The sequence below is a fragment of the Streptococcus caballi DSM 19004 genome (assembly GCF_000379985.1).
Classification (GTDB): Bacteria; Bacillota; Bacilli; order Lactobacillales; family Streptococcaceae; genus Streptococcus; species Streptococcus caballi.
Window position 1 is genome coordinate 1 of record NZ_KB904084.1, and the last position, 21,985, is coordinate 21,985.

The following is a 21,985-nucleotide window of genomic DNA, read 5'->3' on the forward strand; positions in this document are numbered from 1 at the left end:
CAGCTTGTTCCTTTAGTTCCTTACTGTACTTCGTCCAGTGACGGCTTTCCTCTAGCCCTTCAACACCAGCTTCTTTGTATTTCCGAACCCAGTTTGATAGTGTTTCTTTAGAAATACCATGGTTCCTAGCTAACCAACTAATTGATTTCCCTTCTTCCGAGTGAAGTAGAACAAGTTCTAGTTTTTCAGAGACGGACTTTGGACTTCTTTTGGACATAGTAAAACTCCCGTTATAGTTTCTAGTGAAAATTTTTGTTTTTTCACTGTCCACTATAAGGGGAGTATATCAAACTTATCCTAGTTGAAGGTTATTATTTTTTAGCCAAAAGGTCACGAATTTCAGTAAGCAATTCTTCTTGGGTTGGAGCTGCGTCTTCTTCAACGTCTTCTTTCTTTTTACCAAGAGAGATAGCGTGGTTAGCAGCTTTAACAACAAAGAAGAGCGTTGTACCAACGATAAGGAAGTTGATGATGGCGCTCAAAAAGCTGCCATATTTAACACCGTTCCAAGCAAGTTCTGTGATGTTTTGTACTTTAGCAGCCGTCAAAGCTGGTTTAAGGATGAGTGGTGTGATGATGTCGCTAACAAGTGAAGTGATGATAGCATTAAAGGCAGCCCCCATAACAACAGCAATAGCAAGGTCTAAGACGTTTCCTTTAAACAAAAACTCTTTAAGTTCTTTAAGCATATAAATCTCCTTAATTCTTAAATTCTTCTTCATTATACAGAAAGAAAGCAGTAAAATCAATATTAATGCTCAAGTTTTTCAATTTACAGAACACTTTCAAAATGATATAATGAAATGTAAAACTAAAATGGGCTTTTTGTGTGGAGGTGATCATGATTTGGCGATAGACAAAGAAAAAATTACCGAAATAAAAAATAGTGTCAATATTGTTGATGTTATTGGAGAAGTAGTCAATCTCTCCCGAGCTGGCCGTAACTATTTAGGGTTGTGCCCATTTCATAAAGAAAAGACGCCGTCCTTTAACGTCATTGTGGACAAACAGTTCTTCCATTGCTTTGGTTGTGGAAAGTCGGGTGATGTTTTTAAATTTCTAGAGGAATATCGACAAATCAGTTTTTTAGAAAGTGTGAAATTAGTAGCTGAACGCGAAGGTATCCCTTTACAGATTGATCCTCAGCTACAGGCTGCTGTTCACCAAAATCCCCACCAAAAATTGCTAGATATTCACGCTGATGCAGCTAAGTTTTATCATGCGATTTTAATGACGACTAAGGAAGGTCAGTTGGCTCGGTCTTATTTAGAGAAACGTGGTCTGACAGAGGAACTACTAGAGCATTTTAACCTTGGCCTGTCACCAAATGAGCCAGATTTTCTCTACCAGTCTTTGCGTAAGAAGTACGATGAGGCGACTATTGTTAATTCTGGCCTTTTCAATCTGTCAGAAGGGAATAATCAGCTTTATGATGCTTTTAAAAATCGGATTATGTTCCCATTGACAAATGATCAGGGACAGGTTATTGCCTTTTCGGGTCGTATTTGGATGGATCAGGATGTTGAGGCTAAGTTAGCCAAGTATAAGAATTCTAGATCCACACCGATTTTTAACAAGTCTTATGAGCTTTATCATCTGGACAAGGCGCGAGCGGTGATTTCTAAAAAGCACGAAGTTTTCTTGATGGAGGGTTTCATGGATGTCATCGCCGCCTACCGAGCGGGGGTTGAAAATGCTATCGCTTCTATGGGGACAGCCCTGACGCCCGAGCATGTTCATCATCTAAAAAAGTTTACAAAGAAAGTTGTTATCACCTATGATGGTGATAATGCGGGGCAAAATGCTATTGCCAAGTCTTTGGATGTTTTGCAGGATTTTTCAGTTGAAATTGTTCGCATTCCTAACCAGATGGATCCTGATGAATACATCAGGAACAATTCAGTTGATGCTCTGAAACAGTTGCTTGACCATGGTCGTATCAGTAGTACTGAGTTTTTGATTCAGTACTTGAAGCCGCAAAACACCGATAATTTGCAAGCTGAGATAGCTTATGTGGAGCAAATTTCAAAAATAATTGCGAATTCACCTTCAATTACGGCTCAAAATTCGTATATTAATATGGTGGCTGATTTACTGCCTGACTTTGATTATTTTCAAGTTGAGCAATCGGTTAATAATGAACGTTTGCAAAATCGTTCTCAACTGCAAAATGCAGATTTTAGACAGCCTATCACAGTCGTTGAGTTGCCAGTGACTAAGGGAATGTCAGCTCTGATTAAGGCAGAAAGTCAACTCCTACATCGTTTGATTCACCATGCTTACTTGCTCAATGAATTTAGGCATCGTGATTTTGTCTTTGATACGCCAGAACTGCAGACCTTGTTTGAGCTATTAAAGTCTCAGGGTGAGCTGGATTCGTCAGACTTAGCAGAGCTTGACGATAATGCCCGGCAAGCCTATTATCGTGTCTTGGAGGAGAATCTGCCACCGGAGATTGCAACGGGTGAAGTGGAGGCGATTCTTGAAAAAATAGACCGTCTCATTCAAGAAAGAGAAATGCGACAGCAGAGTAAGCTCATTCGTGAGTCTAGTAATCACGGCGATTATGATACTGCCTTAGCTGCCCTAGAGAACCTAATCAGTCAAAAAAGAAATATGGAATAGAGGAAAATATGGCAAAAGAAAAAGAAATTACAACCTTTAACGTTCAAGTTGCAGAATTTATTCGTAACCATAAGAAAGAAGGGACCGCTGTCGATGATGATGTAACTGATAAGCTGGTTATTCCTTTTGCCCTAGATGCAGACCAAATTGATAATCTGTTGGAACGTCTGACAGATGGTGGAATTTCAATTACGGACAAGGAAGGAAATCCCTCTTCTAAATATGTTGTAGAAGAGCCAAAACCTGAAGAATTAACCGATGAAGAGCTTTTGGGCTCGAATTCTGCTAAAGTTAACGATCCTGTTCGTATGTACCTCAAAGAAATTGGGGTTGTGCCACTTTTGTCCAGTGAGGAAGAAAAAGAATTGGCAGTAGCAGTTGCCAACGGGGATCTTCAGGCTAAGCAGCGCTTGGCAGAAGCCAACTTGCGTCTGGTAGTCTCTATTGCTAAGCGTTATGTGGGACGTGGTATGCAGTTTTTGGATTTAATTCAAGAAGGAAATATGGGGCTCATGAAGGCTGTTGATAAATTTGATTATTCAAAAGGTTTCAAATTTTCAACTTACGCAACTTGGTGGATCCGTCAGGCTATCACACGTGCCATCGCTGACCAAGCACGTACGATTCGTATTCCAGTGCATATGGTAGAAACGATTAACAAGCTCGTCCGCGAACAACGTAACCTCTTGCAAGAATTAGGGCAAGATCCAACACCAGAGCAAATTGCAGAGCGTATGGATAATATGACACCAGACAAGGTACGTGAAATTTTGAAAATCGCACAAGAACCTGTTTCTCTGGAGACACCGATCGGTGAAGAAGATGATAGTCATCTCGGTGATTTCATTGAAGATGAAGTCATCGAAAATCCTGTTGACTACACGACCCGTGTTGTTTTGCGCGAACAATTGGACGAGGTACTGGATACTCTTACTGACCGTGAGGAAAATGTGCTGCGCTTACGCTTTGGACTTGATGATGGTAAAATGCGCACGCTGGAAGATGTTGGAAAAGTTTTTAATGTTACCCGAGAACGCATCCGTCAAATTGAGGCTAAGGCTTTACGTAAACTCCGCCATCCTAGCCGCAGTAAACAGCTCCGCGATTTCATCGAAGACTAATAAGTGAGGTTACTATGACAGATAAAAAGTATACTGAAGAAGAAGTAGCAAAGATTAAAGACCGCATTCTTGAAGCGCTTGAAATGGTTATTGACCCTGAGTTAGGAATTGATATTGTTAATTTGGGGCTGGTTTATGAGATTAGATTTGAAGATAATGGTCATACTGAGATTGATATGACTCTAACAACCATGGGGTGTCCGTTAGCTGATCTCCTAACTGACCAAATTCATGATGTCATGCGCGAGATACCAGAAGTCACTAATGTTGAAGTTAAGTTAGTCTGGTATCCTGCTTGGACAGTTGACAAAATGAGTCGCTATGCTAGAATTGCTCTAGGTATTCGTTAATTAATTTTTGAAAAAGGCTGAATAGATCTCAGTCTTTTTCTTGCTTATAGAAAATGAGAGAAAGATGAAAAATAAATCCAAAAGAATCTTAATAATAGAGTGGTTTGGTATTATCTGCTTGAGTTTAATCTACCTAATTCCGCTGTTGGCAACCAAAGGAGCTATGTATGGGGATGATTTACATTTCCACTTAGATAGGTTGACTGGTTTATCTAATGTTTTTTCCTCACCCATAAATTTTGAAAATTTTTCTGGGACAGGACAAGGTGTTAATCTCTTTTATCCTTGGATTTTCTTCTATCCTTTTTACCTTTTTTACAAGCTGACGCGAAGTTTTTACTTAGCTTGGTATATCTATTTATATCTAATAAATATCGTAACTATAGCAGTTTCTTATTATTCTGCTAAGTCTATTTTTAAACGTATAAGACCAAGCTTTGTTTTTGCTCTATTATACAGCTTTACAGGTTACCGTTTGGATAACATTTTAGTTCGCTTTGCTACAGGTGAAATTCTGGCAATGGCCTTTATTCCTTTGATATTTTTGGGTGTTTATCAGCTTATCAAAGGGGATTATAAAAAGTGGTATATTTTGGCAGGGGGAATGACCTTACTTACTTATTCTCACTTGTTATCAGTTTATATAACATCCATTGTTATTGGGGTTATTTTAATGACGACATTTTACTTTTGGAATGACAAGGTGAAGCGATTGTTATATTTTGCTTTAGCAACTATTGTGACAGTAGTTTTAACAAGTTTTCAAACTCTACCAATGTTAGAACAGTTTTTTGCCTTGAAATTGACTAGTCCAGATGTTCATACCCTAAATGAAACCACTTTTGGATTGGATTCAATTATTTCAACCAGTTTGTCTAACAGCGCAACAGCGCATACAATTGGTTTGATTGTCCTCGTTTGCCTTGTTTTTCTCTTGAGTCGATTCAACAGATTGGGCAAGGAAGATAAGTATCTTCTAGTTCTGACAATAGCTCTTTTATTTGCAACAAGCAATTTTATGCCGTGGGGAGTGCTGAAAAATACTCCTATTTACATGGTGCAATTTGCTTGGCGCTTGTTGACTTATATCGCCATCTTTGTTGCCTATTTAGTAGCTAAGCAAGCAACTATTATTAAAAAGACTGATTTGCTACTTCTTGCAGCTGCGATTGTAGCCTTACATTTTGGAACGGTTTTAAGAGAAGTAAGACAATTTTCAACGAGTCCTATCCGAAACCCGTGGGCAGAACTTTCTTATCGGAATTCAATGCAGCAGATGCTAGATGCGGTTGATGTCAATGATTATGCTAACGAGACTAGTCCCGAGAAGCGCCAAACGATTTTAAAGCATGAGATTTATTTGGATGGTCAGAAAGTGGATATTCCTTTATCAGTTTCTGCTTCCGCAGTCAGTCTCAAAATTGTCAATTCTTCAGATAAAGCAGAAGAGCTAATTTTACCTTTCTATTTTTATAAGGGACAAAGAGCTTCTATTAACGGCAAACAAGTTAAATCATACTTGAGTAAGAATGGTTCAACAGCTTTAGTTATTCCAAGGGACAAAGTAGTTTCTGTGAGAATTACTTATTCCTACACAGCCATAGCTAAAATATCAGCTCTTATCTCCGTTCTATCAGCTGCTGCATTTCTACTTTACTTATTTTTTAAACGATAAAAAAACATAACACGACTAAATCACTTTTATAATAGATTTGGCGTGTTTTTTTGCTAAAGTATAATTGCAGGTCTTGTTTGAATCACAAAATAGACTACAATGAAAGCAAATACAAAACAAAGGAGTGATAAAATGAAAAAATTTGAATCAATATTATTGTTTTCTTTCCTACTTTTTCTTAGTTGCTTTTTAACTACTAGTGCAGCAGCAGATTCTCCCATGTATGTTTGTATAATCCAAACTCAGGGGAGCATTTTTACACGGCCTCAAGCTATGAGCGTGATTCACTTGGTAGTGTTGGTTGGCGAAAAGAGGGAGTCGGTTGGTTAGCACCTTCCACGGGAAGTCCAGTTTATAGGCTTTATAATCCAAATAGCGGCGACCACCATTACACCTTGTCAGCTGGTGAGCGCGACGTTCTCAGAAATGTTGGCTGGCGCTATGAGGGAATTGCTTGGCAATCTGGCGGCTCGGTACCAGTCTATAGATTGTACAATCCTAACGCTAGAACAGGTACTCACCACTACACTTTATGGGCTGGTGAACGTGATTCACTAAGTAGAATTGGCTGGCGCTATGAAGGAATATCTTGGAATGCACTGAATGATGGCGCAGCTTATGCAAATGCTTCTAGCTATTCATCTACGCCATCAAATAATTCAGGTGCAGGCAAGGCTCTAGTTACAGGAAATCCTGATGGACTGGTGTTTGTGGCTAGTGGAGGCAATTCTGATGTTTATTGGTATCGTCTTGAAAATATGCCTAGCAATACAAATTTAAGAAATGTTGTCAAAATGAGTGAACAGACTGCCATTTCACAAGGAAAACATCATTCTGAAAAAGAAAAATACCAATAATCATAGTGGTCGGCATTGTCAGTTGTCTATTTCTTAGTGATTTTTCACTAAAATTAGTGTAGAATAACTATGAATGAATTAAAAGGAGTTCAAATATGATTTTAGTAACAGGTGCCAATGGTCAGTTGGGAACAGAATTACGTTATCTTTTAGATGAACGCAATGAAGAATATGTAGCCGTTGATGTAGCAGAAATGGATATTACTGATGCCGAAAAAGTCGAAGAAGTCTTTGCTCAGGTCAAACCAACATTGGTATACCACTGCGCAGCCTACACAGCTGTTGATGCGGCAGAGGATGAAGGTAAGGAACTGGACTACGCTATCAATGTCACAGGGACTGAGAATGTTGCCAAAGCTGCTGCTAAGTACGGTGCAACCTTGGTTTATATTTCTACTGACTATGTTTTTGATGGTGAAAAGCCGGTCGGTCAAGAGTGGGAAGTGGACGACCAACCAGACCCACAAACAGAGTATGGCCGCACCAAACGTTTGGGTGAAGAAGCTGTCGAAAAATACGCAGATAAGTTCTACATTATCCGTACAGCTTGGGTATTTGGTAATTATGGTAAAAACTTTGTTTTCACTATGCAAAACCTTGCCAAAAACCATGACACGTTGACGGTCGTCAATGACCAACATGGTCGACCAACATGGACACGTACCTTGGCAGAATTCATGACTTACTTGGCTGAAAATCAAAAAGAATTTGGCTACTATCATTTGTCAAATGATGCCACTGAAGATACAACTTGGTATGATTTCGCAGTGGAAATCCTCAAAGATACTGATGTTGTTGTCAAACCAGTTGATTCAAGTTCTTTCCCAGCTAAAGCTAAACGTCCGCTCAATTCAACCATGAGTTTGAAGAAGGCAAAAGCAACTGGTTTTGTCATCCCAACATGGCAAGAAGCTTTGCAAGAATTTTACAAACAAGATGTGAAAAAATAATCATTTTCGAAGGGCTGGTGTGTCAGCCTTTTTTCTTTAGCCCTAAGAGTCGAAATATGCTATAATAAAGTGATTGTATTTTAGAATGGAGTAGTGTGCCATGCAGCATGTATTCATTATTGGAAGCCGGGGCTTGCCAGCTAAATATGGTGGATTTGAAACCTTTGTTGAGGAATTGGTTAAAAATAAGCAAAGTCAAGACATTCAATATCATGTTGCTTGCTTAAGCGATGAGGAGCATCTGACGCATTTTAATTATTTGAGCGCAGACTGCTTCAATATAAGGGCTCCAAAGCTTGGTCCTGCTCGTGTTATTGCCTATGACATGTTGGCGATTAATCATGGCTTGAAATTAGTCAAGGATCAGCAGATAGAAAGACCAATTTTTTACATTTTAGGTAATACTATCGGTGCTTTTATTTCTCGCTTTGCTAAGAAAATCCATGCGGTAGGGGGACTACTTTTTGTCAATCCTGACGGTCTGGAATGGAAGCGTAGCAAATGGTCCAAACCAGTCCAAGCCTATCTAAAATACGCTGAAAAACGTATGGCACAAAAGGCTGACCTTATTATTTCAGACAACATTGGGATTGAGGATTATATTAAGGCTTCTTATCCTAAGGTTGAAACGCGTTTCATTGCTTATGGTACGGACTTGAGTCAGTCTACCTTAAACTCAAAATCTGATAGAGTTAGAACCTATTTTGACAAGTGGCAGATTAAGGAAAAGCATTATTTTCTCATTGTTGGACGCTTTGTTCCTGAAAATAATTATGAGACTGCTATTCGAGAATTTATGGTATCGGAGAGCAAGCGCGACTTAGTGATTATTTGCAATCATGAGGGTAACGCCTACTTCGATAAATTGCGTGAAAAGACTTCCTTTGACAAAGACAAGCGTATTAAGTTTGTCGGCACAGTCTATGATCGTGACTTACTCAATTATATCCGTGAAAATGCCTTTGCTTACATTCATGGTCATGAAGTTGGCGGTACGAATCCTGGCTTACTAGAAGCTCTTAGCCACACGGATTTGAATCTGGTTTTAGACGTTAACTTTAATAAGACAGTTGCTGGCTTAAGTGCCTTTTATTGGTCAAAGGAAGCAGGTAGTCTTTGTCGCCTCATTAATGATGTGGATAGCAAGTATGATTTTACTAGCTATGGTAAGCGAGCTAAGGCGGTTGTAGCTGAGAATTACACTTGGGAAAAAATTGTAGGGGAGTATGAGGATTTATTTTTAAATGAAAGTTAATATTCTGATGTCCACCTACAATGGTGAGCGTTTCTTGGCTGAGCAGCTTGATAGTATTATTGCTCAAAGCTACCAAGATTGGCAATTGCTTATTCGAGACGACGGTTCGTCGGATCAGACGCGAGACATTATCAAAAACTATTGTCTCAAAGATCAGCGAATTCATTTTGTCAATGAAAATGAGACAGCTAACTACGGTGTTATTAAGAGTTTTTTCAGCCTTTTAAAACATGAAAAAGCTGATTTTTACTTTTTTAGTGACCAGGATGATGTTTGGATGTTTAATAAGCTTGACATTAGCTTGGCAGAGGCCAAAAAGTATGACGCAAGCAAGCCTCTGCTGGTTTATACTGATTTGAAGGTGGTCAATAGTGAACTTGAGGTGCTACACGAAAGCATGATTCGCACGCAATCCCATCATGCCAATACCCAGCTGGTTCAGGAATTGACAGAAAATACGGTGACTGGTGGCACGGCACTGATTAATCACGCCTTGGCTGAACAGTGGCTTACAACAGAAAATTTGCTAATGCATGACTGGTATCTAGCTTTGGTGGCCTCTGCCATGGGCGACCTTGTTTATATTGACATCCCGACAGAGCTTTATCGTCAGCATGAGGATAATGTTTTGGGTGCTAGAACTTGGTCAAAGCGCATGAAAAATTGGGTTAAACCTCACAAATTAGTTGAAAAATATTGGTGGCTAATTGCCTCTAGCCAGACACAGGCCAGATTTTTACTAGATTTAAATTTAAGTCAAACTGATCGCGATTTAGTTGAGACTTTTGTCAATATTTTAGAACAACCTTTACTAGCCAGAATAAGGAACTTATTTCACTATAAATTGCGAAAAAATCGTAGTTTTCACACCCTCGTCTTTCGAACATTGATTATCACCAAATTTGGTTATAGGAGAAAATAAATGAACATTTTTAGTAAAGAAAATCGCATTTTGCTAAGAGAAATGGTCAAAACAGATTTTAAACTGCGCTATCAGGGAAGTCTGATTGGTCACCTTTGGTCTATTTTGAAGCCACTGATGCTCTTTACCATCATGTACCTTGTTTTTGTGCGTTTCCTGCGTTTTGATGATGGAACGCCTCACTACGCTATCGGTCTTTTGATTGGTATGGTAACATGGAACTTTTTTTCAGAAGCAACTAACATGGGGATGATGTCTATTGTGTCGCGCGGAGACTTGTTGCGCAAGTTGAATTTTTCAAAGGAAATTATTGTCATTTCGTCTGTTGTTGGCGCGGCTATCAACTATGCAATTAACTTGCTTGTTGTTTTCATTTTTGCCCTTGTTAATGGCGTTACGATTTCTTGGGGTTGGCTAGCTATCTTCCCTTTGTTTATTGAATTAGTTCTATTCTCGACAGGAATTGCCTTTGTCTTAGCTAGTCTTTTTGTTAAGTACAGGGATATTGGTCCTATTTGGGAGGTTGTCATGCAAGCTGGTATGTATGCGACTCCTATCATTTATTCTTTGACCTTTATCTTGCAAAAAGGTCAAGTTACCGTTGCTAAGTTAATGATGCTTAACCCGCTAGCTCAGATCATCCAAGACCTTCGTCACTACATTGTTTTTTCAGGCAGTTTGCGTGGTTGGGATTTGATTGGGCACAAGGCTATCGCACTAGTTCCATACCTTCTTCCATTCTTTATTTTTGGTCTTGGTTACTATATTTTCCATCGAAATGCTAAGAAATTTGCGGAGATTCTCTAATGACAGATAAAAAAATTGCAGTAAAAGTTGATCACGTCAGCAAATATTTTAAATTACCAACGGAAGCAACTCAGAGCTTGAGAACGGCCCTGGTTAATCGTTTTAAAGGTATCAAGGGATATAAAAAACAACATGTTCTGAAGGACATTGACTTTGAAGTAGAGGAGGGTGACTTTTTTGGGATTGTCGGTCGAAATGGTTCAGGGAAGTCAACTCTTTTAAAAATTATTTCACAAATTTATGTTCCTGAAAAAGGGAAAGTCACGGTTAACGGGAAAATGGTTTCCTTTATTGAACTTGGAGTCGGCTTTAATCCTGAATTGACAGGCCGTGAGAATGTCTATATGAATGGAGCTATGCTAGGTTTTACAACTGAAGAAATTGATGATATGTATGATGATATCGTTGAATTTGCAGAACTAGGTGAATTCATGAACCAAAAGCTGAAAAATTATTCTAGTGGGATGCAGGTTCGTCTGGCTTTCTCTGTTGCTATCAAAGCACAAGGTGATGTTCTTATTCTGGATGAGGTTTTGGCAGTAGGTGATGAAGCCTTCCAACGTAAGTGCAACGATTATTTCTTAGAGCGGAAAACGAGTGGTAAGACGACTATTCTTGTTACCCATGATATGGGGGCTGTAAAAAAATATTGTAATAAGGCTATTCTTATTGAAGATGGTTTAATCAAGGCGCAAGGTGAACCTGACGAAGTTGCTAACCAGTATAGTTTCGACAATGCTAATTCTGAAAAAAATGACGAAGGCGAAATTGTTGAAAAATTAATGGTTGACAATCTGAGAGTTAATCTTTTAACAGATGGGCAAACAGAACCAGGTAAACCAATCGAGTTTGAGATTTCCTATGATGTTCTGGAGGATATTGAAACTTATATTGCCTTCTCATTGACTGACATTGATAGAAATATTTGGATTTATAACGATAACTCTTTAGATTACATGACAAGTGGAAGTGGAATTAAAAAGTGTATCTACCGTTGCAGTATTCCTAATGTAAATAACTTAAAACTAAAATTACAAGTGTCTGTTCGAGATAATACAGATAAGATGATTGCCTTTGCTAATGCTAGAAATACGCCGGTTATTCTGATCAATCGCAAAGACATCGCTTCTGATGATTTATCAGCTAAGGACTCCGCAACTGGTTTAATCCAACGAAATGGAACATGGGACTACGTAAATGACTGATTTAATTTCTGTTGTCGTAACTTGTTACAATCATGAGGACTACATTAAGCAATGCTTGGAAAGTATTTTTAAGCAGACTTACAAGAATATTGAACTCTATGTTTTTAATGACGGTTCAACCGATAAGTCACCTGAGATTATTGCTGAAACGTTGCAGCATTCTCCCTTTGCGTGTACTCAATTTATAAGTCACGATAATCAAGGAGTTGTTCCGACGCGTAATCAAGTCTTTGACCTTGCCCAAGGGAAATATCTCTTGTTTGTTGATAGTGATAATTTTTTACAAGCTAATTATGTTGAAGAGCTTTATCAAACAGCGCAAAGCGAACAAGCTGATATTGTATATGCTCCCTTAATAAATCCAGACAATCATGAACAAGTTGTTGCAGGTGGGGCTTTTAACTTAGAGCGTTTTATTGAAGGAAATTTCATTGATATGTGTTCTCTTATCCGAACGAGTATAATAGGAGAGACTAGATTCGACAATTACTTTAATTACAAAGGTGTTGAAGATTATGATTTCTTTATGACTCTCATTTTGGATAAGCAAGCTAAGGCTGTTTTTTGTGATTCTACTTTTTTAAATTATAGAGTTTTAGATGTGTCTTTAAGTACTCGGGGAAATTTTAAGAAATATTATCATTTATATGCCTATATTTTAAATAAGCATATTGTTACTTATCCAAAAGAAGTGGGAAGAGCTCTAACTTACCATTTTAATAGCTTAACAAAACTAGACATTGAGCATTCTATCAAAGAGGAGTACCTTGAAGTTTACCTGGCGAATTCAACAGATTTTCCTGAGCAACCACAGTATAAATTTCCCATTCGTTTCAAAGATTGCCTGTCTTTAGCGATTTCTGAAGGTTATAGCCATTTAAGAGTAAGACCTTCTCATATTCCTAGCTTTTATGAGAATTTCAAGGTTTCTTCACAGACTTATCAAACAGAGTTTTTGCCTAATTTGTCAAATGGTATTGTGGATGGTCATTCCGTAATTTTTGAAGATTTTCACCCTTTTATTGATTACAAAATAAACATAAAAGAGGATGATAATCTCTTGATTTCCTATAAGCGTTATAATATTAATGATATTGTGGCCCAGGATTATATTGCTAAATGTCTTGCACGAGATAAGTTTAATCGAAAAGAAGAATTGAATCAGTTAGAAGCACAGACGACCCACTTGATTAGTAGCTTAAAAGCTGAATTATCTCAGAAATATAATGACTATCATCAACTTTCTCAAGACTACCATCGGCTTTTACAAGACTATCATACCGTTATTGGTTCTCGTCGATGGACTATTCCAACAAAAATAATAAATTTCTTTAGGAGAAAAAAATGAAACGTTTACTTTTATATGTTCATTTTAACAAATATGACAACATTAGTGAGCATGTTTATTATCAACTTGAACATATGAAACCTCTTTTTTCAAAGGTTGTTTTCATCTCAAATAGCCAACTAAGTCAGTTAGAAGTTGAAAAACTTAGACAAAAAGATCTGATTGACGACTTTATCCAACGAGAAAATGTCGGCTATGATTTTGCTGCTTGGCACGATGGCATGTCTCAGGTCGGCTTTGAAAATTTGAAAGACTATGATTCCGTCACGGCTATGAATGATACTTGCTTTGGTCCACTTTGGGATATGGCGCCTCTTTACGATAAATATGAATCAGATGAGTCCGTAGATTTCTGGGGCATGACCAATCATCGCGCGATTGATGCGGGCCATATATATATTGACGAACATTTGCAGTCTTATTTTATGTCCTTTAAGAAGAGTATTATCGTTTCAGAAGTTTTTCAAAATTTTTGGAAAAAAGTGGAAGCTTATACGGACGTTCAAAAGGTTATTGATAATTACGAAACTAAGTATACTAAGATTTTCACAGAAGCAGGCTTCAAGTATCAGGCTGTATTAAATACAGTACCGATTGCAGACAATTTTTTCCATTCGAATTTCACTATCCATTATCCACATGTCTTGCTAGATAATGGTGTGCCTTTCATTAAGATTAAAACTTTTGACCTGACACAGCACTTGTCTCCCTACCTTTTGAAGGCTATTGAGGAACGTTCTGAGTATCCAAGTCAACTGATTTTGGATCATATGTCAGATGTCAGTCTACCTACACCACCTTATCTTTTAGATAGGAAGGTCTTGACTCAAGTACCACAAAAGTATTCCAACACTAAAAAAGTTGCAGTGCATTTGCATACTTTCTATGTTGATTTATTGGAAGAATTCTTGGATCAATTTAAGCATTTTCATTTTGATTATGACCTCTTCTTGACGACTGATTCGGAGTCTAAGAAGCAGGAAATTAAAGCAATCTTGGAAAAGACAGGAAAAACTGCTAAAGTTTTCATTACGGGAAATCGTGGTCGTGATATTATCCCGATGCTTAAATTGAAAGAAGAGTTGGCTTCCTATGATTATATTGGCCATTTCCATACTAAAAAATCACCAGAATACCCTTATTGGGTTGGTGATTCATGGCGCAATGAATTGTATCAAATGTTGATTGAGCCAGCTGACAATATTCTTGCTAATCTTGAAAGTAGAGATAATTTGGGACTGGTCATCGCGGATATCCCAAGCTTCTTCCGCTATACTAAAATTGTTGATCCTTGGAATGAAAATCGTTTTGCAGATGATATGAATGATTTATGGGAAAGGATGAACCTTGACCGCCATATTGATTTTAACAGTTTGGATACTTTCATCATGTCTTATGGAACCTTTATCTGGTTTAAAAAAGACACCTTACAGCCACTCTTTGATTTGGAGCTGACTGCTGATGAAATCCCAGCTGAGCCTATTCCTCAGCATACTATTTTGCACTCAATCGAACGCATCTTAGTTTATTTGGCTTGGGCTAATCGCTATGATTATGCCATCTCTAAGAATGAGATTTATATTACGCCTTTTGTGGACAATACTGTTTTGAATATCCGGCCTGAACTGATGCCAAATACTTATGTTAATTTTGATCATATTGGCGGTATTAAGGGGGCGCTTAAGTATATTTACCGTGGCCCTGGAAGTGCTATTAAATATATTATAAAAAGAATGGTGATGAAATTTAAATCATGATAGAGAAAATAAAAAAATATATTTGGTTATTTTCCATAGTCAAATATTTAAGCATGATTTTACTAACATGTCTAACTTACTTAACAACTAAGAATTTGGGTCTAGTAATTGTTGGCCTGTTGGAATTAGGAATTATATTCATTATTTCTAATGCCTTGTTGTATACTAATAAAATTTTTGCGTATATATTTAATGTTTTACTTTTATTTTTGTATAGTGTAGAACAAGTGGTTTTAATTTTTGGAAATAGTTATTTGAGTCTAATTATGTTATCAAATTTAGATTCTATTTCTGCTCTATCTGGAAAGTTTGGTCTCTATTTTAGTTTAATAATTCCACTAATTGTTATCTTATTATTACCAATTAAAGAAGTCAATTTGTCTTGGAAAAGAAGCCTAGGTATTATTATACTAGAATTTTTGTGGATCCTTTCACTATTTGGTTTAAAAGAAGTAACAACGAGTCCATTTTTCAACTATTATGATTTAGTTAATCAAAAGATTGAACAAGAAAAAGTGTCTTGGAAAATATCTCACAGTAAAAATGTAACTGCAGAATTTTATAAATCAGAAGTTGCAAATTATACTAGTAAGCCAACAAATCTTTCAGACAAACCTAATATTATACTGATATTAACTGAGGGGTTGTCTGAGGAGTTTGTTGATGATAAGAGAAATATAACTCCTAATATTAGGATGCTAAGGGAAAAATCAATTAACTTTACTAATTATTATAATCATACTTTTGCCACTTACAGAGGTATAAGGGGACAGTTGTATTCAGGTTATCAATTTGAAAACTATGATAAAAATACTTTAGTATCGATTGAAGATATATTAAAAGATAGTGGCTATGATACAACTTTCATTAATACGGAACCAGCTAATTTGACCTTTTCAAATTATCTTAAGCAGATGAATTTTGATGAAGTTACTTACCAGACTAAGGATAGAAAAGGCGTTAACGATACAATGTCTGATAAAGAGGCTTACCAGTTTTTAATGAAATATTCAGAAGAAAAGGATTCAGATGTACCTTTTTTCATCACAATGTATACATTCGGAACGCACACATCACTAGATTCAACTGATAAAAAGTTTGGAAATGGTAAGAACAGTCAATTGAATAGAGTATATAATATGGACTACCAATTTGGTAAATTTGTTGAACAATTCAATAGAAGCCCTATTTCGGATAATACGATACTAATCTTCACTACCGATCATGCTACTCATGTAAATAGTGATTACATAAAGACTTACCCAAATCATACTAGAGGAAACGAGGCGGTTGGACAAGTACCCTTGTTTATCTATTACAAAAATGGAACCTCTCAAACGATTAATGCAAATGGTAGAAACTCTTTAGATTTAGCACCTACTATTCTTGACTATGTTGATATTTCCGCCCCAAACTATTTTTTAGGAACAAGTCTTTTTTCCAATAAAGAGTCTTCACTTTATAGTCATATTTTTAGTTCAGAAACGAACATTATGACTACTAAGGGAGGGAAGTTAAGTAATTTATCCAAATCCGAGCTAAAAAAAGTAAAAAAGAAGATTCAAAAATATAATATTGCGCAAATTCAGCCACAAAAAGTAAAAAAGAGGATTGAAAAATACGATGTTGCGCAAATTCAGCCATAAAAAATTCTTTAAAACTGCATTACTGATTTTCATTAACTGGATATTTTATTTATTTTTTAACAAGGAAAGATTATGAAAAAAGTTATTAAATCGCCGTATTTTATTCTAGGATGTTATAGTTTAATCGTAGCTGTGATTTCGCATTATTTTATTAATGTGGGAGATCTGCAGCACGACTACGGATATCACTTGGCACGACTGGTCGGTTTGGCGCAATCTATAAAAAATGGTGACTATCTCCCTAACTTAAACTTTGTATTTGGTAATAATATTGGCTACGCGTCGCCTATGTTTTATGGAAACTGGCAATTTTATTTTCCATCTATTATTTATCTACTAACTAGAAGTGCAAGTATTGCTTATACTAGTTTTGCTTTTGAATTGCTTCTATTTCTTACTTGGTCTTCGTTCTTTTCAGTAAAAGGGATGATAAATAATGAAAGGAAAGGACTGCTGTTTTCTATGACTGTAGCAGTAACTTTTCCATGGTTTGGTTATGGAATGACCATGGCTGCGATGTTTGTTCCTTTAATTATATATTCGATTTATAAAGTTTTATTCCAAGAAAAATTGAATCCAGTTTTATTAGGTGTTTCTGTAGCATTATTGCTGCAAACACATTTATTATCAACCTTGATTCTTGGAATATATGGATTAGTTTTTCTCCTACTAAATATAAAACAATGCTCTCTTTTAAAAATGATATCATTTTTAAAATCAGGTGTTATAGCTGTTCTTCTTTCAATAGGCTATCTTATTCAATATGTTGAGCAAGTTAAGTCACAAAAGTTCTTTTTTAATTGGACATTAAGAAACTATCCTTTTAGTTCGGAAGCTTTGGTTGTTCCTGAGAGCTTTACATCTCTTTTAGTTAACTATGAAAAACCCATAATTTTGATTTTGATGATTATTCTTTTTTCTAGATATAGGAAATTGAGTGAGTTTTCAAGACAATTACTGATAGTCTCCTCGATAATGTTTATAGCCCAGTCAGATATTTTTCCGTGGAAAGGCTTACTACATTTTACTTTCTTAGCAACATTACAAGATACTCGTCGTATAGTGTTTTTTACCCCAATTTTAATCATGCTGGCATGTACATTGGAGTTGAGCAGAAAAAATTTATATCAACTTTTGATATGCCAATTGGCATTTTACATGTTTAGTAGTGTTTTGAATTATTTGCCGAGACACTCAGTGATACAAAATATCTCAAACTATAATACCTTATCGAGAGAAGCTTTTACCTTTTCCTCTAGTGGTTTTGATACTTCAGGCGATGAATATTTTACATCTTCTGTGAATAATTCTGATGTTAGAGATGGCACTATTAATAATTTTGAATATGATACTTCAAAAGTTAAAATTGTAAACATAAAAAAAGGTTATAATAATCTAGAATTTGATATTCTTCCTAAAGATGGGTCAACAATAGACTCTCCAATCACTGTTGTTTTACCTCGTATTTGGTATAAGGGATATCAGGTTACTTATTCTGAGGGAGCAGACGGAGGAATTCCCAAGTTGGCCTATGGAACACTCACTAAAAATGAAAAGGCAATAGCTAGGGCCTATAATAGTCCAGATAAATCTAAAAAGACTTTATATGACGGAAGAATAACGCTATCTATTAGAAAGTTAGGACATGTTAAGGTCTATTATAAGAAGACCTTCCTTCAGATTGTTGGTTATACCCTAGAGACAGTCTCGTTTATCGTGCTAGGACTTTATATATTTGTAAAATCATTAAAAATGTCTAGAGAGGTTTAATATGCAGAAACTATCAATTGTTGTTCCCTGTTATAATGAGCAGGAAACCATTTATCCTTTTTTAGAGGCAACGCAAAAAGTTGAGGAGCAGATGCATAATCAGCTAACTTTTGAGTACATCTTTGTTAATGATGGTTCAAAAGATAAAACCTTAGAAGTTCTGAGAAGAGTAAGTAAGCAATTTACCAATGTTCACTATATTTCTTTTTCTCGTAATTTTGGGAAAGAAGCAGGGCTTTTAGCAGGACTTGAAGCAGCCAGCGGTGATTTAGTAACTGTTATGGATGTTGATTTACAAGATCCGCCTGAATTGTTGGTAGACATGTATGCTAAAATTCAAGAAGGATTTGATGTAGTAGGTACACGCCGCGCCGATCGAAAAGGTGAACCGCCTGTCAGAACGTTCTTCTCTAAGATGTTTTATAAAATCATTAATATGGTTTCTGACACGGAAATGGTTGATGGTGCACGTGACTTTCGACTTATGACTCGGCAAGTTGTTGATGCTATACTTGATTTAGAAGAAGTTAATCGTTTTTCAAAAGGTCTCTTCTCTTGGGTTGGCTTTGATGTGACCTACATCAGTTATGAGAATCGGGAGCGTGTTGCCGGTGAAACCTCTTGGAGTTTTTGGAGTCTATTTAAATACTCTATGGACGGATTTATCAATTTCTCCGAAGCGCCATTAAATCTTGCAACATGGGCAGGTGCCTTCTCATTTATCATTTCAATTATTGGTATTTTATTTATCATCATTCGAAAATTAACGGTTGGTGATCCAGTCTCCGGTTGGCCAAGTTTGGTTTGTATCATTCTCTTTATTGGTGGCTTACAGTTATTGGCGCTGGGGATTATCGGAAAATACATTTCCAAAATTTTCCTTGAAACCAAAAAACGTCCAGTTTACATTATTAAAGAAAAGGCTTAGCATTAAAGTTTGGAAGTTTTCCAAGCTTTTTTTCTTTCTTCCGAATAGATAAAATGTAAGCATTTTATCTATTGGAGGAAAAATATTTGAAAAAATTCAAGTTTTTGTTGTTATCTAGCTGTATTTTGGGCGGAGTGACGTTTGCTCAGTCAAGTCAGGCTCAAGAAGTAGGGCCGATTATTCAAAAGGGTGCTTATAATGCTACTAGTCGTAGTTTTGATGTGACGGTTAGAGAGGCTTCAAATGGAAAGGCCATAAAGACTGTTGATGTTGCAGTCTGGTCAGAGGAGAATGGTCAAGATGACATCAAATGGTATTCTAGCTCTGCTATTTCTCAGGGGCAAACTAGTGTACGCTTCAATCTTGCAAATCACAGCAATCGAGCAGGTAATTATAACACTCATGCCTATGTAACTTTTGCTGACGGCAAAAAGACTGGTTATGTTTTGGAAAATACGAAAGTTGATCCGACTCCTCCTAAAATCACTCTTGGTGGTGGGAACGTTTCGTTGACATCGGAAGTGAATGCACCGTCTAATGGACATCTGATGACAGCTATATGGTCGGAAGAGAATGGCCAGGACGATATCAAATGGTATACCACAGATGGTAATGGGTTAGCTAGTGCTCCGCTTGCTAACCACAAAGGTTATGGTACTTATCAAGCTCATACCTACTTGCATCAAAACGGTAAGATGACGCCAGTAGCCATCCAGTCATTTTTAATTGACCGTCCCAATATCAGTACTCAAGTAGTACAGGTATCAGATAAAATCTATGATGTGATGATTAGCAATGTGCCTGACTATATTTCGACAATCTGGGTTCCGACCTGGTCAGACGTTAATGGCCAAGATGATGTCAAATGGTATCAAGCTCAAAAAATTGGTACAAATACCTACAAGCAAAGAATTCATTTAGAAAATCACGGCTACGATTTTGGTCATTATAGCGTCCATGTTTATGGTGAAAATACTCTTTTAGGTAAAAAAGAGGGCTATGCAGTAACTCCAGGTTTTCAGGTAAGTAGCATTTCAGGTTTAGAAAATCCACAAGTTAGCTTTTCATCGTCAGGTACAAATCAATTTACGGTGTCCGTAGCTGAAACACTTATGTCTAAAAAGGTCACAGCCTTGAAACTTCAAGTAAGTTCACGGACAAATGCTCAGTTGAGCCAGCAGTTTGAAGCTAAATCGGTGAGTTATGGCAAGGCAAGCATTGCAGTAAATTTAGCAAGCCTGACTAATACTGCTGATAGATTCGGTCTTGTGGCGACAGTCCTTTATTCGGATAATAGCAGCACAGATTTCCCATTAAGCGATCAAAATTTTGTGCCACAAGTACAGACTCAAGTGACTTCGCAGCCAGCAAAGCCAAGAATTACAGCCTATATCAACGAGGCAAATACTTATCCAGTTGGTCAGTGCACTTGGGGTGTCAAAGAGCTGGCACCTTGGATTCCAAACTGGCTTGGTAATGCAACTGGCTGGGCCGTTAATGCGAGAGCTAAGGGATTCAGCATTGGTAATACCCCGAAAGTAGGCTCTATCGTTGTTTGGCCAAATGAGGCAGGCGGGTACGGGCATGTGGCTTATGTCACTCATGTAGAAAGTGCCACACGCATTCAAGTCAAAGAAGCTAATTACGCTGGTAAGCAATATATTGGCAATTTTCGTGGCTGGTTCAATCCTTTAGCGTCTTACTGGGGTGGCTCAGTTAGCTACATTTATCCAGATTAATGGTTTGTAAAGGAGAGTTGAGTTTACCTTCAAGTCTCCTTTTTATTATCAAACTTCCTTGAAGCGGAAAATCAAAAATGCTATAATGTTAGAAAAATTAATATATGAGGAAGATTTTGGAAAAGAAAAGTTTAAAACCCTACTTATTAGCTCCGCTGCTAGTGTCAGCTTTCCTGTTATCAAACTTAGCCAAGGCTGATGAGAATACAAGAGATAACCAAACACAGACTGATAGCTCAGTTCAGGTGGTTGCTCCAACTGTTTCTGAATCAAGTAATTCGGTCACTGAAACGACTAGCTCATCTGCAAGCAGTCAGGCAACAACAAATTCTGCTTTAACAAGTAGTATTTCATCGACTGAAAATGTTCAGATTGCATCAACTGACATGGTAATGTCAAAAGACAGTTCGGGCTCTGTAACTGCTGAAATAAGTACAGAAAATACTGACAATAGCCAAGTATCATCCACCAATAGCCAACCTAAGCAAATTGTGCCATTCCAAGAAGAGTCAAAAGTGTCTAGTTCTGAACAAGATCAACCAAGTTCAGCTAAGTCAAGCTCAACAACTGCAACACCCTCAGTCAAGCAAGAAGTTAAAGTAAAGTCACAAGATGAAGCTAGTTTGTCAGCAACTAATACACAAGCCCAGTCAGCTGCAGTCACCACATTAGCCATGTATCGTCTCTACAATCCCAACTCAGGCGAGCATTTTTATACCTCAAATGGTTACGAAAAAGTAAGTCTTGTTAAGCTTGGCTGGCGTGATGAAAATGTAGCCTGGTATGCACCGACCAAAGGAGAGGAAGTTTATCGTCTTTATAATCCTAATGCCGGTGATCACCATTATACAGTAAACAAGGGTGAGATGACTAATTTGTCAAATCTGGGTTGGCGCTATGAAGGTATTGCTTGGTATTCGGCAGGAACAATTGCTATGTATCGCCTTTATAATCCTAATGCTAAATCAGGTAGCCATCACTACACAGCATCTAAGAGTGAAGTGGTTTCTCTGACCAAACTTGGCTGGCG

General features: G+C 37.2%; 17 protein-coding genes and 2 pseudogenes. 17 read left to right on the plus strand and 2 right to left on the minus strand.

Translation table 11 applies throughout. The annotated features are described in order from the left end of the window. A partial coding sequence (locus A3GS_RS11610) for a helix-turn-helix domain-containing protein (RefSeq protein ID WP_018364617.1) occupies positions 1-217 on the minus strand: 217 nt, incomplete at its 3' end. A gap of 94 nt (positions 218-311) precedes the next feature. Next, the gene (gene mscL / locus A3GS_RS0106515) at positions 312-689 is read right to left on the minus strand and encodes a large conductance mechanosensitive channel protein MscL (RefSeq protein WP_018364618.1); all 378 of its coding nucleotides are present in this window, start codon (positions 687-689) and stop codon (positions 312-314) included. Between the two features lie 127 nt (positions 690-816). On the opposite strand from mscL, the gene dnaG reads away from it, so the two are divergent. The 17 genes and pseudogenes from dnaG to A3GS_RS12050 form a co-directional block, all read left to right on the plus strand. Further along, the gene (dnaG, locus tag A3GS_RS0106520) at positions 817-2,625 is read left to right on the plus strand and encodes a DNA primase (RefSeq protein ID WP_018364619.1); all 1,809 of its coding nucleotides are present in this window, start codon (positions 817-819) and stop codon (positions 2,623-2,625) included. Between the two features lie 8 nt (positions 2,626-2,633). Then, complete coding sequence (rpoD, locus tag A3GS_RS0106525; protein ID WP_018364620.1) at positions 2,634-3,746, plus strand: RNA polymerase sigma factor RpoD; 1,113 nt, start codon at positions 2,634-2,636, stop codon at positions 3,744-3,746. A gap of 14 nt (positions 3,747-3,760) precedes the next feature. Next, positions 3,761-4,096: a metal-sulfur cluster assembly factor gene (locus A3GS_RS0106530; protein ID WP_018364621.1), complete on the plus strand. Its 336-nt coding sequence runs from the start codon at positions 3,761-3,763 to the stop codon at positions 4,094-4,096. Positions 4,097-4,136: 40 nt separating this feature from the next. Then, complete coding sequence (locus tag A3GS_RS11615) at positions 4,137-5,771, plus strand: glycosyltransferase family protein (protein ID WP_156808881.1); 1,635 nt, start codon at positions 4,137-4,139, stop codon at positions 5,769-5,771. Between the two features lie 132 nt (positions 5,772-5,903). Continuing rightward, positions 5,904-6,382 (plus strand): annotated as a pseudogene (locus A3GS_RS0106540) (hypothetical protein); the annotation flags it as partial. A 341-nt stretch (positions 6,383-6,723) separates the two neighbouring features. Then, positions 6,724-7,578 (plus strand): dTDP-4-dehydrorhamnose reductase, encoded by an 855-nt coding sequence (rfbD, locus tag A3GS_RS0106545; protein ID WP_018364624.1) that lies wholly within the window; start codon positions 6,724-6,726, stop codon positions 7,576-7,578. A gap of 100 nt (positions 7,579-7,678) precedes the next feature. Further along, positions 7,679-8,833 (plus strand): beta 1-4 rhamnosyltransferase Cps2T, encoded by a 1,155-nt coding sequence (cps2T, locus tag A3GS_RS0106550; RefSeq protein WP_018364625.1) that lies wholly within the window; start codon positions 7,679-7,681, stop codon positions 8,831-8,833. Continuing rightward, the gene (locus A3GS_RS0106555) at positions 8,823-9,755 is read left to right on the plus strand and encodes a glycosyltransferase family 2 protein (RefSeq protein ID WP_018364626.1); all 933 of its coding nucleotides are present in this window, start codon (positions 8,823-8,825) and stop codon (positions 9,753-9,755) included. Before cps2T ends, A3GS_RS0106555 begins: the two co-directional genes overlap by 11 nt. Then, positions 9,756-10,562: an ABC transporter permease gene (locus A3GS_RS0106560; protein ID WP_018364627.1), complete on the plus strand. Its 807-nt coding sequence runs from the start codon at positions 9,756-9,758 to the stop codon at positions 10,560-10,562. It abuts the gene before it with no gap. Then, positions 10,562-11,767 carry an ABC transporter ATP-binding protein gene (locus A3GS_RS0106565; RefSeq protein ID WP_018364628.1) on the plus strand — a complete coding sequence of 402 codons (1,206 nt, stop codon included), beginning with the start codon at positions 10,562-10,564 and terminating at the stop codon, positions 11,765-11,767. Before A3GS_RS0106560 ends, A3GS_RS0106565 begins: the two co-directional genes overlap by 1 nt. After that, on the plus strand, positions 11,760-13,115 hold the full coding sequence (locus tag A3GS_RS0106570) for a glycosyltransferase family 2 protein (protein WP_018364629.1): 1,356 nt from the start codon (positions 11,760-11,762) through the stop codon (positions 13,113-13,115). The genes A3GS_RS0106565 and A3GS_RS0106570 overlap by 8 nt, the downstream gene beginning before the upstream one ends. Further along, positions 13,112-14,872, plus strand: a complete 1,761-nt coding sequence (locus A3GS_RS0106575) for a rhamnan synthesis F family protein (RefSeq protein WP_018364630.1) — start codon at positions 13,112-13,114, stop codon at positions 14,870-14,872. Before A3GS_RS0106570 ends, A3GS_RS0106575 begins: the two co-directional genes overlap by 4 nt. Before the next feature lie 53 nt (positions 14,873-14,925). Next, a complete protein-coding gene (locus A3GS_RS11620; RefSeq protein ID WP_169333417.1) occupies positions 14,926-16,518 on the plus strand; it encodes an LTA synthase family protein in 1,593 nt (530 codons plus the stop codon). 72 nt (positions 16,519-16,590) lie between these two features. Then, positions 16,591-18,288, plus strand: a complete 1,698-nt coding sequence (locus tag A3GS_RS11625) for a hypothetical protein (RefSeq protein WP_018364632.1) — start codon at positions 16,591-16,593, stop codon at positions 18,286-18,288. 1 nt (position 18,289) lies between these two features. After that, the gene (locus tag A3GS_RS0106590; protein WP_018364633.1) at positions 18,290-19,216 is read left to right on the plus strand and encodes a glycosyltransferase family 2 protein; all 927 of its coding nucleotides are present in this window, start codon (positions 18,290-18,292) and stop codon (positions 19,214-19,216) included. An 86-nt stretch (positions 19,217-19,302) separates the two neighbouring features. Then, on the plus strand, positions 19,303-20,955 hold the full coding sequence (locus A3GS_RS0106595; RefSeq protein ID WP_018364634.1) for a GBS Bsp-like repeat-containing protein: 1,653 nt from the start codon (positions 19,303-19,305) through the stop codon (positions 20,953-20,955). A 116-nt stretch (positions 20,956-21,071) separates the two neighbouring features. After that, positions 21,072-21,985 (plus strand): annotated as a pseudogene (locus A3GS_RS12050) (hypothetical protein); the annotation flags it as partial.

What these genes read in the sequence shown, in the direction of transcription:
- mscL (WP_018364618.1), bottom strand. Translation starts at nt 689, where the DNA reads ATGCTTAAAGAACTTAAAGAGTTTTTGTTTAAAGGAAACGTCTTAGAC.
- dnaG (WP_018364619.1), top strand. Translation starts at nt 817, where the DNA reads ATGGGCTTTTTGTGTGGAGGTGATCATGATTTGGCGATAGACAAAGAA.
- rpoD (WP_018364620.1), top strand. Translation starts at nt 2,634, where the DNA reads ATGGCAAAAGAAAAAGAAATTACAACCTTTAACGTTCAAGTTGCAGAA.
- A3GS_RS0106530 (WP_018364621.1), top strand. Translation starts at nt 3,761, where the DNA reads ATGACAGATAAAAAGTATACTGAAGAAGAAGTAGCAAAGATTAAAGAC.
- rfbD (WP_018364624.1), top strand. Translation starts at nt 6,724, where the DNA reads ATGATTTTAGTAACAGGTGCCAATGGTCAGTTGGGAACAGAATTACGT.
- cps2T (WP_018364625.1), top strand. Translation starts at nt 7,679, where the DNA reads ATGCAGCATGTATTCATTATTGGAAGCCGGGGCTTGCCAGCTAAATAT.
- A3GS_RS0106555 (WP_018364626.1), top strand. Translation starts at nt 8,823, where the DNA reads ATGAAAGTTAATATTCTGATGTCCACCTACAATGGTGAGCGTTTCTTG.
- A3GS_RS0106560 (WP_018364627.1), top strand. Translation starts at nt 9,756, where the DNA reads ATGAACATTTTTAGTAAAGAAAATCGCATTTTGCTAAGAGAAATGGTC.
- A3GS_RS0106565 (WP_018364628.1), top strand. Translation starts at nt 10,562, where the DNA reads ATGACAGATAAAAAAATTGCAGTAAAAGTTGATCACGTCAGCAAATAT.
- A3GS_RS0106570 (WP_018364629.1), top strand. Translation starts at nt 11,760, where the DNA reads ATGACTGATTTAATTTCTGTTGTCGTAACTTGTTACAATCATGAGGAC.
- A3GS_RS0106575 (WP_018364630.1), top strand. Translation starts at nt 13,112, where the DNA reads ATGAAACGTTTACTTTTATATGTTCATTTTAACAAATATGACAACATT.
- A3GS_RS11620 (WP_169333417.1), top strand. Translation starts at nt 14,926, where the DNA reads ATGATTTTACTAACATGTCTAACTTACTTAACAACTAAGAATTTGGGT.
- A3GS_RS11625 (WP_018364632.1), top strand. Translation starts at nt 16,591, where the DNA reads ATGAAAAAAGTTATTAAATCGCCGTATTTTATTCTAGGATGTTATAGT.
- A3GS_RS0106590 (WP_018364633.1), top strand. Translation starts at nt 18,290, where the DNA reads ATGCAGAAACTATCAATTGTTGTTCCCTGTTATAATGAGCAGGAAACC.